13 protein-coding genes are annotated in these 13,557 nt (G+C 54.4%); 2 read left to right on the top strand and 11 right to left on the bottom strand.

From position 1 onward, the window contains the following. Positions 1-81: 81 nt before the first annotated feature. Entirely contained in the window at positions 82-996 is a 915-nt protein-coding gene (ldcA, locus tag JTI85_RS13130; protein WP_219351609.1) for a muramoyltetrapeptide carboxypeptidase, read from the bottom strand. A 98-nt stretch (positions 997-1,094) separates the two neighbouring features. Between ldcA and emtA the strand changes: the two genes are divergently transcribed. Then, the gene (gene emtA, locus JTI85_RS13125; RefSeq protein WP_048211429.1) at positions 1,095-1,706 is read left to right on the top strand and encodes a membrane-bound lytic murein transglycosylase EmtA; all 612 of its coding nucleotides are present in this window, start codon (positions 1,095-1,097) and stop codon (positions 1,704-1,706) included. Positions 1,707-1,717: 11 nt separating this feature from the next. Here the strand turns inward: emtA and ycgR are convergent, their stop codons facing one another. After that, positions 1,718-2,452: a flagellar brake protein YcgR gene (ycgR, locus tag JTI85_RS13120; protein ID WP_048211430.1), complete on the bottom strand. Its 735-nt coding sequence runs from the start codon at positions 2,450-2,452 to the stop codon at positions 1,718-1,720. Positions 2,453-2,653: 201 nt separating this feature from the next. On the opposite strand from ycgR, the gene JTI85_RS13115 reads away from it, so the two are divergent. Beyond that, positions 2,654-2,908, top strand: a complete 255-nt coding sequence (locus JTI85_RS13115) for a GlsB/YeaQ/YmgE family stress response membrane protein (protein ID WP_048212573.1) — start codon at positions 2,654-2,656, stop codon at positions 2,906-2,908. A gap of 41 nt (positions 2,909-2,949) precedes the next feature. Here JTI85_RS13115 and JTI85_RS13110 read toward each other — a convergent pair whose 3' ends face one another. The 9 genes from JTI85_RS13110 to dhaL all read right to left on the bottom strand — a co-directional run bounded on the left by JTI85_RS13110 (position 2,950) and on the right by dhaL (position 13,553). Further along, entirely contained in the window at positions 2,950-4,920 is a 1,971-nt protein-coding gene (locus JTI85_RS13110; RefSeq protein WP_219351607.1) for a TonB-dependent siderophore receptor, read from the bottom strand. Positions 4,921-4,943: 23 nt separating this feature from the next. Continuing rightward, positions 4,944-5,801: a ModD protein gene (gene modD / locus JTI85_RS13105; protein ID WP_199981791.1), complete on the bottom strand. Its 858-nt coding sequence runs from the start codon at positions 5,799-5,801 to the stop codon at positions 4,944-4,946. After that, positions 5,798-6,610: a class I SAM-dependent methyltransferase gene (locus JTI85_RS13100; protein ID WP_061068044.1), complete on the bottom strand. Its 813-nt coding sequence runs from the start codon at positions 6,608-6,610 to the stop codon at positions 5,798-5,800. Before JTI85_RS13100 ends, modD begins: the two co-directional genes overlap by 4 nt. Before the next feature lie 9 nt (positions 6,611-6,619). Continuing rightward, on the bottom strand, positions 6,620-7,381 hold the full coding sequence (locus JTI85_RS13095; RefSeq protein ID WP_061068043.1) for an ABC transporter ATP-binding protein: 762 nt from the start codon (positions 7,379-7,381) through the stop codon (positions 6,620-6,622). Further along, on the bottom strand, positions 7,378-8,358 hold the full coding sequence (locus JTI85_RS13090) for a FecCD family ABC transporter permease (RefSeq protein ID WP_370529599.1): 981 nt from the start codon (positions 8,356-8,358) through the stop codon (positions 7,378-7,380). The genes JTI85_RS13095 and JTI85_RS13090 overlap by 4 nt, the downstream gene beginning before the upstream one ends. Positions 8,359-8,363: 5 nt before the next feature. Continuing rightward, the gene (locus JTI85_RS13085; protein ID WP_124020933.1) at positions 8,364-9,386 is read right to left on the bottom strand and encodes an ABC transporter substrate-binding protein; all 1,023 of its coding nucleotides are present in this window, start codon (positions 9,384-9,386) and stop codon (positions 8,364-8,366) included. Positions 9,387-9,594: 208 nt separating this feature from the next. Beyond that, complete coding sequence (locus JTI85_RS13080; protein WP_137375981.1) at positions 9,595-11,307, bottom strand: alpha,alpha-trehalase; 1,713 nt, start codon at positions 11,305-11,307, stop codon at positions 9,595-9,597. A 172-nt stretch (positions 11,308-11,479) separates the two neighbouring features. After that, entirely contained in the window at positions 11,480-12,910 is a 1,431-nt protein-coding gene (gene dhaM / locus JTI85_RS13075) for a dihydroxyacetone kinase phosphoryl donor subunit DhaM (RefSeq protein WP_219351605.1), read from the bottom strand. Between the two features lie 10 nt (positions 12,911-12,920). Beyond that, a complete protein-coding gene (gene dhaL / locus JTI85_RS13070) occupies positions 12,921-13,553 on the bottom strand; it encodes a dihydroxyacetone kinase subunit DhaL (protein ID WP_005122292.1) in 633 nt (210 codons plus the stop codon). Between the last annotated feature and the right edge of the window lie 4 nt (positions 13,554-13,557).

The following is a 13,557-nucleotide window of genomic DNA, read 5'->3' as shown; positions in this document are numbered from 1 at the left end:
AATTACGCTGTTTCGTATTAATAAACCCTAACATAATAACGACAGAAACAGCGTTTTACTTAGCCCTGAAGCAGGCTTTTTTTACGATTTAAGCACCGGATGACCGGAGATTGTGAGTTGACTGCCGTTTTTATCATTTTTCAGCACGGCTTTGGCCCCTAAAGGTAAGGTGACGGTGCGTTGTTCATGGCCAAAATCGAGGCCGCCTAACAGTGGAACGGATAATCTGGCGCGCAGAAAATCACAAACTGAATCGAGACTGTAACCGGCATCATAATCATTAGGCGCACTGCCGCTAAAACTGCCGAGAATGATGGCGTTCTGGCGGGCGAGGATCCCAGCATGATAAAGTTGCAGCAGCATACGCTCGATGCGAAACGGGTGCTCGTTGATGTCTTCCAGCACCAGAATACCGTTCTCAATGGCGGGCATCCACGGCGTTCCCATCAGCGAAATGAGCATTGCCAGATTGCCTCCCCACAGCGTGCCTTCAGTAGCGCAATCCGGGCCATGCCCTTGCCAGTCGAGAGTAAATTCGACATTGCGCAAAGCCTGCCAAAAATGGTACTCGGTAAAGGCGTTCATTTCCTCGGCACCGAAGTTAGCCGCCAGCATCGGGCCGCTGAAGCTAATCACATTACTCTGAGCCAGCAGACCACACTGAATGGCCGTGAAATCGCTGTGTCCACACAGCAGCAACGGGTTTTGTTGCTGACGAACGGCCAGCGCCTGCCAGTCAATATCTGCCAGCAAACGGCTCGCACCGTAGCCGCCGCGCACCGCCATCACAATAGTATCAGGCATTTTTAGCTCAACGAGTGAGTTCACATCCGCCAGACGCTCGGCTTCGGTACCGGCAAAACGCTGACAGCGGCGGGTAATGACGGCACTGTTATCGACCTGATGACCGGCCTCAGTAAGACGCGCAAGCCCACGTAATGCTGCCTGCTGGTTAATACAGTAGCCCGACGGGGCAATTAAGTGAAACCGGGACATGGCATTTCCTTGCTACAACTAAAACCAAATGTATATCATGCCGCGTAGGTATGTCGTTGTCACCTCAGCGACAGGTTCCGGCTATAAGGATAGATGACGTGAAATTGAGATGGTTTGCTTTTTTGGTTGTATTACTCGCGGGCTGTAGTTCAAAACAGGATTACAAAAATCCGCCATGGAATGCAGAAGTTCCGGTTAAACGCGCAATGCAATGGATGCCGATCAGTGAAAAAGCCGGTGCTGCCTGGGGCGTTAGCCCACAATTGATTACGGCGATTATCGCTATTGAATCAGGGGGTAACCCCAATGCAGTCAGTAAATCTAATGCCATCGGTCTGATGCAGCTTAAAGCCTCGACTTCAGGCCGCGATGTTTATCGTCGTATGGGATGGAGCGGTGAGCCGTCGACCAGTGAGCTGAAAAATCCAGAGCGCAATATCTCCATGGGGGCGGCATATCTGAGCATTCTTGAAACCGGTCCGCTGGCGGGAATTGAAGACCCACAGGTGATGCAATATGCGCTGGTGGTGTCATACGCGAACGGTGCCGGGGCGCTGCTGCGGACGTTCTCCTCTGACAGGAAAAAAGCCATCAGCAAAATCAACGATCTGAGTGCGGATGAGTTTTTCGAGCATGTTGTCGATAACCATCCAGCGCCGCAGGCTCCACGTTATATTTGGAAGCTTCAGCGAGCGCTGGATGCGATGTAACGCGCGTAATATTACTCGCGCACTTTATTCGATTTTTCCCGAGCCTCACGCTCAAGTGAAAAAATAATCCGCTGTAAATTCCGCTCCACCGCCGGGCCGACGTTGAGAAAACGAAAGCTCAGGCGGGGAGTGGTGATGGTCTCATTTTTTCCGTCGATCACTTTTCGCTCGGTAATCGAGATGAGCTGGGCATCAACGTGATACACCCCCCATTGTTCCATATTCAGTTCAACCTGCGAGAAGCGCATGCCTTCGACCAGCCCCTCCGGTGCTGTCCCTTCTAATAGCGCGCCCATGCCGCCAAGAGACAAATCGAATAAGCGAAAATGCAGGAGACTGTTGTCCGGCATCTTCGCCTTGCAGTGATAGGGCGGGTGTAACGGCGCGCCGATGCGGAAGTATTCCCGACGCTGGACGAACCACAGCGAAGGTGGTAACGATGAGACAAAGGCTGGCAATCGCTGATACTCGCCTTTTGTCAGTTGCGGGAGGGTAAACTCCACCTTGGCACCCTGCGTTTCGGCGATAATTGAGATCTGGCTGGCGCGTTGCACGGCCTGGTTTTCATATTCCTGACTGCCAAAATCCATGATCAATTCGTCCGGGCCGACAGCAAGAATTTTGCTGATGAACTGACCTCCTGACCAGGAGATACGCAGTGGAACCTGCTGTGAATTTAAGTCCCGGAGTACCCCTAATACGGCGAGCGGGTTTTGCTTCAGGAACTGCTCATTGTAGTTACTCACACCTAATGACTCCTGGATACCTGGCTTATCGTTGGGTTATCGGCATTGCGAGACGGAACTTAATACAAATGGATGAAATTTTTTACCCAAGCCAATGAATTAAGTCTGAGTGCAAACAGCAGGTAGCGATGGCTTGCCTATACTTAACGTGCTGGCGCAGGAATGTCTTGCGTATGCGTTCACTGGAAAGAGGGCCTGAAAATGGGAATTATTGCCTGGATTATTTTTGGTCTGATTGCGGGGGTTATCGCCAAGCTGATTATGCCGGGGCGTGATGGCGGCGGATTTATTCTGACCTGCATTCTCGGTATTGTCGGTGCTGTGGTCGGTGGGTGGCTGGCAACGATGTTTGGTATCGGCGGCGATGTCAGTGGGTTTAATCTCCACAGCTTCCTGGTGGCCGTGGTCGGCGCGATTGTGGTACTGGGTGTTTTCCGACTGGTACGACGAGATTAATCGAACGGCCCCTGCGGGGGCCGTTTCTCTGCGTAGTTTAGTCAGAACTGGTATTCAATCCCCGCCCAGTAATTACGCCCTTCTTCGATAAACCCTTCGCTGTAGACGTACTGTGTATCAAACAGGTTGTTGACCGAAGCGTTAACGCTAAAGCCATGTCCGATGGTGTAATCTGCACGGAGGTGGGTAATGGCGAATCCGGCCGCTTTTTGTGAGCCATCAGAATTGCTATAGCTTGAAGAGCGGGCTTCTTCGGATAGCGTAATGCTGAGTGGGTCCCACGGTTTCAGCGTCATCCAGGCGGTGAGAGTTTGCGTCGGCAGATCGGTAATTTTACCGATGTCGCTGCGTTTAACGTCAGCATGGATAAGACCGTAGCTCATTCCCACATCCAGCATGTCAAAGACCTTACCTTTGACGCCGGCATCCAGGCCGGTGTAATCCACCCGACCACTGTTTTGGTTCTGAATCGTGTCGGCATCAATATTGTGCGACAGAATCGCATCGGTAATGCGGTTGTAATACACGCTGGCTTCGAATCCCCAGTTTTGGGTGAACGAACCGTTCCACGTGAGATCGACGCTACGGGCGCGTTCCGGTTTTAGCTGCGGGTTGACCAGCGCTATCTGGTTATAAGCCGGTTTTGACGTGGTGTAGCGCTCTTTCAGTGTGGGGAAGCGCGTTCTGTCAGAGTAGGACAGCGCTAATGTGTCAGAATTTTCAAAGTGATATTTTGTCATTACCTGCCAGTTAAAGGCGGACTGATCGTTGTCATCATAATGGGTAACGCTGCCGTTTTTCTCGTGCTTCATCCCCTCTACGCTGTCACGCCAGTCGTAGCTGATACCCGCCACCACATCGACATTATCCGCAGCCGCCCACTGATATTCACTGGCAACAGACCAGGTGCGATCTTCGTAGCGGTCATAAGCGGCATTTGGAGCCCCTTTTTCGCGATGAACATCGTCTTTCCAGTTCACGGCGAAAGAGAGCAGGTCGTTCTCCCGCATATCAGCGGAAAGCTGCAAACCTGCGCCGTCGCTATAGTCAGAATAATGGCTGTAGCTGCCTTTCTTATTTTTCAGATCGGCAAGGGAATTGTACATCATCAGTGTATTTTCAAAGGTGTCGCGATACAGGCGGCTTTTCAATGTAAAGCGATCGCCCAAATGCGTGGTGCCCTGATAGTAATAACTTTCTTTATCATATTGCGGCCATTGCCAGTAACGTGATTTCTGGCTGCTGGTCCCGGCATATGGCGGGTTATCTTTTTCGCCGTCCTGATTAATGTAGGTCAGAACATACTCATCATCACCGCGTGGCGTGAACCCCAGTTTCACGATGCCGCGTTTATCATCGGCTGATGAGTTAATCATCTTGCCATTGCTGCCCGCTACCGGGTTATCAACACCATGAGGTAATCCGAGGAAATCCTGTTTTAGCTGGCTACCACTGAGCTGGATATATCCGAGATCGTTGCTGGCACCGAACGACGCGTGCATATCATGGGCATTGTCTTTGCTACGGCTCCAGCCCTGACGATAGCCCAGAGAGCCCTCAATCGGTTTGGTGGGCTTCTTGGTCGTGATGTTGATAGCGCCACCCATCTGGTTCGGCCCCTGTAGCAAGGATGAGTAGCCTTTAGAGACCTCGACAGAAGCGATATCGGATGTCAGAAAACGACCTAAATCAAGGTTGCCATCGTAGGGGATGTACACCGGAACACCGTCGAAAAAGACCGGGACCTGACGACTGTCAAAACCGCGGACCTTCACTTGTTGCTCGTTACGGTTACCGGATTTTTGCAGCACGACGCCGGGAACGACGCTTAGCGCCTGCGCCACGTTTTGTTTATCCAACTGCTGCATCGTTTCCTGGCCGAGAACCGTAGTGGTTGCGGCGGAGGCCGGACTAGACCAGACGGTCATGGTTTCGCTTTCCTGCCCAGCAAAAGCACCTTGCGCGAAAGCAAACGACAGGGCTGTGTAAAGACAACTTTTGTTAAAATTCATTATTTATAGTCCATTTATAAATGTTATACGCCGTGGGCGTCCGGGCTCAGGCTAACTTTGATATCCGCCGGTGGGGCGTAGTAAGGTGCGGAGGTGATAAAGAGTCTGATGCCACAGTCGAGATAACTCGCCAGTGAGGCGAGGGTAATGCCGCCAGTCAGCGCCAGCGTGCAATGGGGGGCCAGAGACGGTGCCAGGCGAGCGATGCCTGCTGCCTGCTCAGGGGTAAACTTATCGAGTTGCAGCACATCAGGGGCCGCATGTAGCGCGGCCAGTGCCTCATCGGGGGTATCTGCTTCGACCACAATCTTTTTTTCTGGCGCATGGGCGCGTAGTTGCGCGATTGCCGCGGCCCAGTTGTTCGGATCGGCAAGAAAGCGGCGATGATTCGCAAAAAGCAGCACGGTTTCGGCGCTCCCGCCCCGGTGGATAATGCCTCCGGCAGCAAGGATCGCCTGGGTAGCCAGCATACGGGTGCCAGGGATAGTTTTGCGGGTGCAGGCAATCTGGCCATCAGGATAGCGCTGACGCAGGATGCTTAGCATATCGTCGAGATAGCGTGAGACACCGCAACTCCACTCCAGCACGTTCTGTACCGCTTTCCAGCCCTGGTGTAGTGCCGCCGCGTTACCGTGCGCGCGCAGAAGTAACTGTCCGGTACGCGCCCGTTCGCCATCGGACATAAGGTCGGTAACGGTCAAACCCAGTGATGTCAGCATTTGTCTGGCAACAGTAGTTCCGCTTACGCACCCGCCCTGGCGGTGATAAAAACCCATACTTCCTGGCTGTGCACCGATACCCAACGCGCGGGTTGTTAAATCGCCGCCCTGAATATCCTCCAGCAGCAGCGCATCGACTTGCGCCTGTGAGAAGTAGATCATTGCAGCGCCTCCCGCGGTACGCTGTCCCACCAGATAAGCGCCCAGTCGCGACTGGCGGGAGCGATGGTGCCGGGGTCCTGCTGATGGTACCAGTGCTCCAGACGCTCAATTTCGTCGGTGCTCAGTTCTCCCATGCTCCAGCGCACGTTCTCCAGAAAACGTGTCCAGGTGCTGTTGTCCTGCTGACAGTTTGGTCCACGGATAAAATCAACATGTGCGTGAATGCCCATCTGATACAAAACATTCAGTGCATAGATATAGTTGGGAAGCTCAATCACCTCGCGCCCCAGCGCGCGCTGAATCGTGGGCGATACAAATGAGGAACTGACGAGATGGGTGGTGTAAACCCGCAGCCGTGCCTGATTATTCAGTTTGGTCATAGCCTGACGCATATCGGCAACCAGCGTTGAACGTGAGGCGACGGCAATATCACACTGGGGCAAGTCGTCCCAGTGCGCTTCCCATGCGCGCTGCACCCACTGTACGTGGCGCACGCCCATCTGCCCGGCACGGCGAGCGGCAACGCTCAGCATTCCCTGGCTGTAGTCTACGCCGTAAACGATCGGCATTTTTTTGGCCAGCGCCAGCGCAACCGTTCCGGGGCCGCAACCCATATCAAACAGTGATTCAGCACCTTTCAGGTCAATCTTGCTCAATAACTGGAGCAGGTAGTTGTCGGTTAATGAGGCGCAATTTTCTGCCATTTTTTCCGCGCGTTTGTCCCAGTGTTCTGGTTTTTTCTCGGTTCGCTTCGCCTGAAGTAACTGTTTGCGGTACAGGTCAGCAAAATCAATGTCGTCAATGAGCATCGTGATTCCTTAATCGTGTGAGCCAAAGAGGTGATGGGCTATTTGTGAGGGCGTGACCCGATACAGCGTGGCCAGACGTTCAGCAGCCAGTTGGTGTTCAGGCCCCCCCTGTGACACCAGACCATCTGGCTCGACGCGTACCACGCTGTCGGCAATGGCCCGTGCATGCAACGGATGGTGGGTCGACATCAGCAGCGCCATGCCCGAATTTTTCAGCGTGACCAGGGTGTCGAGCAGTCGGATCTGGTGACCAAAATCGAGGCTGGAAGCAGGTTCATCCAGCAGTAAAAGACGTGGACGCTGTGCCAGCGCACGGGCAATCAACACCAGTTGACGTTCGCCACCGCTCAGGGTGTTCCAGCGCCGGGGCGCGAGATGCGGGATTGCCAGCACGTCCAGTTGTTCAAGGGCGATGTCGCGTTCTTTGCCGCCGGGAACGGCAAATGCCGCCATTTGCGGGGCCAGTCCCATCATCACCATGTCCAGAGCCGTGAAGGCAAACGCACCGTCATGTGCCTGAGGAACCCAGGCGATGGCGGCGGCGCGTTCCCGGTCGCTGAGATGATTCACCGCGATACCATCAAGCGTAATCTGGCCAGCAAGCGGTTGAAGAACGCCAAGAATGGTACGCATCAGCGTAGTTTTCCCACTGCCATTGGCGCCAATCAGGCAACAAATTGCCCCTGGCGCGACGCTAAACGAGACATCGCGTAATACTGGGTGCCGGGAATGGTAGCCGAGAGATGCATGTTGTACGCTCAGCAGCGTCATTGTCGGCCTCCCCGGAGCAGAAGTAACAGGAAGAAGGGGGCACCAATAAACGCGGTCAGGATCCCCAGCGGGATTTCCGTGCTGCTCAGAGTGCGGGCAAGGGTATCTGTCAGCAGCAGTAAAATAGCGCCGATCCCCATTGAAACAGGCAGTAGCCGTTGGTGGTTGTTCCCACAAAGCAGTCTGCCAATGTGTGGCACCACCAGCCCAATCCAGCCAATAATTCCGGCAATCGCCACAGTACAGGCGGTGATAAGCGTGGCGCAGATAATCAGCCAGAGCCGTAGCCGGGAAACGTTGATGCCCAGAGAACGGGCTTCATCATCCGAGAGGGTGAGTAAATTCATACGCCAGCGTAGCAGCAACAGCGGCACCAAACCGGCCACGATCAGCGGTGCGGACAACCACAGGTCATGGGCGGTGATGGTCGACAGACCACCGAGTAGCCAGAAGGTAATCGACGGTAGCTGGGTATACGGGTCAGCCAGCGTTTTGATGAGCGAAATCCCTGCGCCGCACACCGTACCCAGCGCAATGCCGACCAGTACAAGGGTGAGTACCGGATCGTGGCGTTTTACCCGCTGGGTGATGAGCCACACGCCCGCCACCACGAACAGGCCGCCGACAAACGCATACAGTTGAATAAACAGGATCGGTAAACCGAGCAGGATGGCGGTACAGGCCCCTAAACCCGCCCCGGCTGCCACGCCGAGAATATCCGGCGACACCAGTGGGTTACGGAACATACCCTGATAAGTGGTCCCTGCGCCCGCCAGTGCCGCACCCAGCAGCAATGCAGCCAGAATGCGTGGCAATCGAATCTGCCAGAAGACGATTTTGTCCTGGGGCGGCACGCCCGGATGGTCAGCAATGAGGTTCATCACCTGCTGGGCATCCAGGCGATATGCACCTGAAACCGTTGCGACGATGACACACACGGCAATGGCTGCGATCATCAGAGCACTCAGCGTAGTCATTCTCATCAGGGTGTCACCAGCTTTTGAAACTGTGCATCGCTTAATGAGGTGTGCCAGAACAATTCTGCGTAGCGCTGCATATCGGTCTTAAAGTGGGTTTCAATTTTGGGGTCAAGCCAGGCGTGCAGGCGACGTAATCCCAGCAACCGGTTGATGCCCGGCGGGGCGTCCAGCCAGCCAAACGGCAGTCCGCTGAGAAACAGAATACGTTGCTCAGCAACGGCTTTAACCCCTTGCCAGACGGGATCTTCTCGCAGGTACTGTGCGGTGACTGCATCCTGAACCAGAATAATATCGGGCTGCCAGCTCAACAGATTTTCCATGGATACCTGGGTCAATCCATGTCGTCCCGGGATTTGCGCGACATTGTGTAATCCCAGTAACTCTGGTGCTTCGGTATGCAGTGAACCCTGTAAACCGGTTTCCAGTCCTCTGGCACCGCGTGCGGCATAAAAGCGCAGTTTTGCTGCGGGGGAGTGCGAAAACGCATCTGCGTCATCAATAAATCGACGGGCAAGCGCGGCCTGTGCCGAGGCCCGTGTTGCGGTACCCAGCGCAGCCCCTGCGGCTTGCAGTTGTGCCGGGGTTTGTCGGAGCTCGCCGTTAATCAGCAGCCACGGAACGCGCGTTTGCGCGTTGACCTGCCGGGCTTGAGAAAGCCAGGTTTCATCAGCATTGCCGCAGTCAACCACCAGATCGGGTTTCAGCGCTAACAAGGCCTCCAGTGACAGGGTGCTGGCGCGTCCTGCCAGTCTTCCCAATTTCGGTAACGCCAAAATGTCATGATGGAATGGCACTGCGGCCTGGTGAGAAAAATCAAATGATGAAAATCCCACCAGTTTTTCCGGTGCGACAGCCAGCAATAGCATATCAGCAGGTGCTCCGGCGCTGACGACGCGCTGGATTGCCTCAGGTGATGGCGGTGAACCGACAGCAACGGTAAGCGGTGTTTGGGCAAGGGCCGGAAAATGGCGTAACAGCAGCGCAGATGCCACGAGCTGGGCAAACATCCTTCTTGTCAGTGGCATTATGTTGGTCCTGAACAGTGATAAAATCGCTATATATTTACATATACAGCGAATAAAAACATGTTCAGAATCAATTTCACACGGATGAAAACAGGGGCTACCCCATAAGGGCTAGATGCAATGGATACACCTGAAATGGAGATACATGGCACCAAAAAATCCGCGACATGGCGCGGATTTAGAGGAGACTGAAGACACCAGAAGAAGATTAGGACGTCGGTTGAGTCTGCTTTTTGGCCTCGGAAGGCGTGTTACTGGCGGGGGCGGGGCGCGTTGCCGGTACGCTGTCGCAGGGTTTATCTTTAGCGCATATCAGATCGAGCATTTTTAACGTTACGCCGTTGGTCCAGCCGAAACCATCCTGTAGCGGGTATTCGCCACCGCCGCCGCCAGTTCCTGTGCTGCTCACGTCATACTTCTCAACCAATTTTTTCTCACGATCGTACGTGTGCTGCACATTGGTGAGGAATCGCCAGGTGACATCCATGGCGACATTATTTTGGCCATAGTTCTGTAATCCCGAGGCGGCGACCCACTGTAACGGCGCCCAGCCGTTGGGAGCATCCCACTGCTGGCCGCTTTTCACCGACGTGGTTGCAAGGCCGCCAGGTTGCAACAGATGCGCCTGAGTTGCTGCGGCCACCTTGCCGGCGCGATCTTTTGCCGCCGCATTCACAAATAAAGGGAACAGCGCGGCGGCAGTTAACTGATTACGGACTTTGTGGCTCTTCAGATCATAGTCGGCATACCAGCCTTCTTTGTCATTCCACAACCAGGTTTCAATCCCTTTTTGGCGGGCATTGGCAAAGCCCTCGTACTGCGCTGCTTTGGCATCGTCACCTGCGGCTTTGCTGGCGAGAGCGATCATTTTCTCCATCTTGTATAACAAGGCATTGAGATCGACAGGCACAATGCTGGTGGTGCGCAGGGTACTTAGCTGGTTGGGGTTATCCATCCAGCGTGAACTAAAGTCCCAGCCGGATGCTGCGGCTGAGCGCAGGTCGCGATAAATTTCAGTGGCAGGGCGGTTCGGATTGCTTTTCGCGGTGGCAATATCCTCAACCCAGGATTCAGGTCTTGGCGTATCCCGGTCATCCCAGTAGCGGTTTAAAAGGGTGCCATCAGCCAGTTTGACCACACGTTTATGCTGTTGACCGGGCTGAAGTGTTTCGCCTCCTTCCATCCAGTAGCTGTACTCTTTTTGCATCTGCGGGAGGTATTTTTTCAGCGCGTCGTTACCGTCATGCTGCGCCAGCAGTTCAACCATAAAGGCAAAGAACGGTGGCTGTGAACGGCTCAGGTAGTAGCTTCGGTTGCCGTTAGGAATGTGCCCCCAGGAATCAATCTCATAAGCGAAGTTGGCCACCATATCAGAAACCTTGTCCCAGCGATTGCTCTCGGCAAGCCCCAGCATAGTAAAATAGCTATCCCAGTAATAAATCTCACGAAAACGCCCGCCCGGCACTACATAGGGTTCTGGTAGCGGCAGCAGAGAGTCCCATTTTTCGACATCGGTGGTTGAGCGAGTGAGTACCGGCCACAGTCCGTCAATATGCTCGCGGAGTGATTGCCCGGCCGGGGGCACGTATTTCTCACCCTCTTTTGGCAACGTAAAATTCACTTCCACAAAATGGCGTAAATCAAAGCCGGACTGGTTTTTCTGCATCCGATAATCGGCAAGGATCATCAGTGGATCGCTGTTGGGCACTGCGTCGGCAAAAGTTTTCTGATCGGGAAATAGCTTTGCTGTCTGTACATCATTGAACAATGGACCAAGCAGAATATCAGGAGGAGAAGGCGTAGCGACAGGTGAATCCTCAGCGTTCGCAGTAAAAGAGGCCAGAGCAAAAAAGGTGCTTGCGAGCGTCAGTTTTATCGCCACTGAGAGCAGGCCAGGATGGCGAATTGCGGGTGTTATCATCGGTTAATCTCCTTAGCGGCGTGCCGAAGTTGCGGCATCTACCATGAGAAAACCTTAGTTCAGGATCGACCGTTGCGCGTGATCGGCCCCCCATTTTGCGATTAAACAGACATTTCCTGACGGAGGGAGTGAAATAGCCCACCTTTTACAGATAAAGGGTGGGCTGTGGGTATCAGCCCGCGAGGATCACCCGATTTGCTACACCGTCCAGAGTCAGAGCGTCACCCATCTTGATAGCATCGAGGGTTGCGCCTTGTTGGCATACCCAGCACAAGCCCATCTCGCGGGCGATAATCGCCGAGTGGGAGGCTTCGCTACCGGCGCGCAGGCAGATCCCTTTGATCGTGAGCGGGTCGAGTTGCAGCACGGTAGACGGATAGATGACATCGGCGACCAGAATGGTCGGTCGAATAGACGCGGGGATACGGGCACTTTCGCCGGTCAAATGTTGCAGCGTACGGGACAGCAAATCCTCAATATCAATGTATCGCGCCTGTAAATAAGGATCGTCGAGTTGCAGATACTGCTGACTCAGATCGCGCAGTACGTTATGCCAGGCATATGCTGCGCTACACTGCTCTTCGCGCATCAAATCACAGGCCATATCGAAAAGCTCAGGATCGTCGAGCAGCGTGTGATGACCAGAGAAAATGGCGGCGATATCAGCGGAATACTTCTCCTCTGCCAGCGCGGTTAAATCACTCAGGTCGTCGAGTGTGCGTTGAATGGCCGCTTTTAGCCGCTGCTGCTCGTCCTGCACATCCGCTGTGGGGCGATGGGTGACTTGCGGTGAGAACGGCGTATAGCAAAATGCCGTACCCGTTGCCAGCGCTGGCACCGGTACTGCGATGCTTTCAGCGCGTGCTTCTTCGACGGACTCGCCAAAATTCTCAGCCGCCAGCTGTGTAAACGCAGCCAGCGCCGCGTCTGCCTGTTCACCTTTAACAATCAGACGCAGCGTGTCATTACAGCGCACCTGCAGAAGTGCTATCTGATTCAGGCTGTCAGGGACGACGCATTTGCCGTTTTTTTCCAGCCACATGTCGGCATTAAAGCCAGACAATGTGGAGACCAGCCGCGATGCCGGGCGAACATGTATACCGTTGGGGTTTCTTACGGTCACGGCAACCGAACGAGCATCGGCGTCGGGTGACAATTCAGCGGGTGCTGTCTTCGCAACAGACGACGAAGGTAAACCCAGTTGCTCACGCTTGGCGTCAAGGGCATTCATGGCATCATTGATGACCCGATCGATATCAGCGCCCGCCGCAGCACTGACGGTTGCCGCCAGCGTACCTTCAACCAGCGGGGCAGCGCACAGACGCACCTTGGCGGCGATTGCCGGATCGAGCAGATCCAACGCTGTTTCCGCACTCAGTAACGCGCTGCCAATATCCATCATCACCAGCACGTGATCCGTGTCCGCCACTGACTCAATGGCCTCCATCACTTTGATGGGGTCGGTGCCAATGGGGTTCTCAGGATCGTCAATGCCTGCGGCAATAGCGAGTTTACAACCATCACCCATTAACATCTGTCGGGCTAACGCACCGACGCCTTCGCCCAGTTGGGCGCTGTGAGACACAATAACCAGGTTTACCATCGTTTTATCCTTACTCTCTGGACGCCTGAGCCAACATTTGCATCATAAACATAACGGACGTTGCGCCGGGGTCCTGATGCCCAATGCTGCGCTCACCAAGGTAGCTGGCGCGGCCTTTGCGCGCCTGCATCGTGATGGTACTTTGCGCCGCGGCTTCTGCCTGGGCGCTTGCCGCCTCCAGAGCGGCCTGTACGCTCAGCTTTTGCTCACTGGACTGGCGTAAAGATTCGACGACAGGCACCCAAACGTCGCACATGGTTTTGTCACCCGGTTCGGCTTTACCACGACTAATGACACCTTCTGCGCCATCACGCATCATCTGATACAACTCGTCAACCGTCAGACTTTGATGGGCCTGAGTGACCTGCGCGGCGCGGATGAAAAAGGTGCCGAACAGCGGGCCACTGGCACCACCGACGCTTGAGAGCAGTACCATCCCGGTATTTTTCAAAATAAAACCGATATCTTTATCCGCAATGGACGGGAGCTTTTCGACCACTTTACTGAAGCCGCGGTGCATATTCAGACCGTGGTCGGCATCGCCGATTTCCCGGTCAAGGCCGGTAAGAAAATCGCTTTCGGTGGTGAATATTTCGCCGCAGCGATAGAGCCAGTTAACAATTTGTGTTCTGGTGAGGGACATCATG

This window comes from Citrobacter sp. Colony219 (assembly GCF_019382635.1).
In the GTDB taxonomy this organism is placed as follows: Bacteria; Pseudomonadota; Gammaproteobacteria; order Enterobacterales; family Enterobacteriaceae; genus Citrobacter; species Citrobacter youngae.
Note: the sequence above shows the minus strand (reverse complement) of the source record. Positions and strands in the feature narration are given on the sequence as shown.

Excerpts from the sequence above, each read along its gene's own strand:
- dhaM (WP_219351605.1), bottom strand. The coding sequence starts at position 12,910 with ATGGTAAACCTGGTTATTGTGTCTCACAGCGCCCAACTGGGCGAAGGC.
- JTI85_RS13090 (WP_370529599.1), bottom strand. The coding sequence starts at position 8,358 with ATGACTACGCTGAGTGCTCTGATGATCGCAGCCATTGCCGTGTGTGTC.
- JTI85_RS13100 (WP_061068044.1), bottom strand. The coding sequence starts at position 6,610 with ATGCTCATTGACGACATTGATTTTGCTGACCTGTACCGCAAACAGTTA.
- JTI85_RS13095 (WP_061068043.1), bottom strand. The coding sequence starts at position 7,381 with ATGACGCTGCTGAGCGTACAACATGCATCTCTCGGCTACCATTCCCGG.
- JTI85_RS13110 (WP_219351607.1), bottom strand. The coding sequence starts at position 4,920 with ATGAATTTTAACAAAAGTTGTCTTTACACAGCCCTGTCGTTTGCTTTC.
- ldcA (WP_219351609.1), bottom strand. The coding sequence starts at position 996 with ATGTCCCGGTTTCACTTAATTGCCCCGTCGGGCTACTGTATTAACCAG.
- dhaL (WP_005122292.1), bottom strand. The coding sequence starts at position 13,553 with ATGTCCCTCACCAGAACACAAATTGTTAACTGGCTCTATCGCTGCGGC.
- modD (WP_199981791.1), bottom strand. The coding sequence starts at position 5,801 with ATGATCTACTTCTCACAGGCGCAAGTCGATGCGCTGCTGCTGGAGGAT.
- JTI85_RS13080 (WP_137375981.1), bottom strand. The coding sequence starts at position 11,307 with ATGATAACACCCGCAATTCGCCATCCTGGCCTGCTCTCAGTGGCGATA.
- JTI85_RS13085 (WP_124020933.1), bottom strand. The coding sequence starts at position 9,386 with ATGCCACTGACAAGAAGGATGTTTGCCCAGCTCGTGGCATCTGCGCTG.
- JTI85_RS13115 (WP_048212573.1), top strand. The coding sequence starts at position 2,654 with ATGGGAATTATTGCCTGGATTATTTTTGGTCTGATTGCGGGGGTTATC.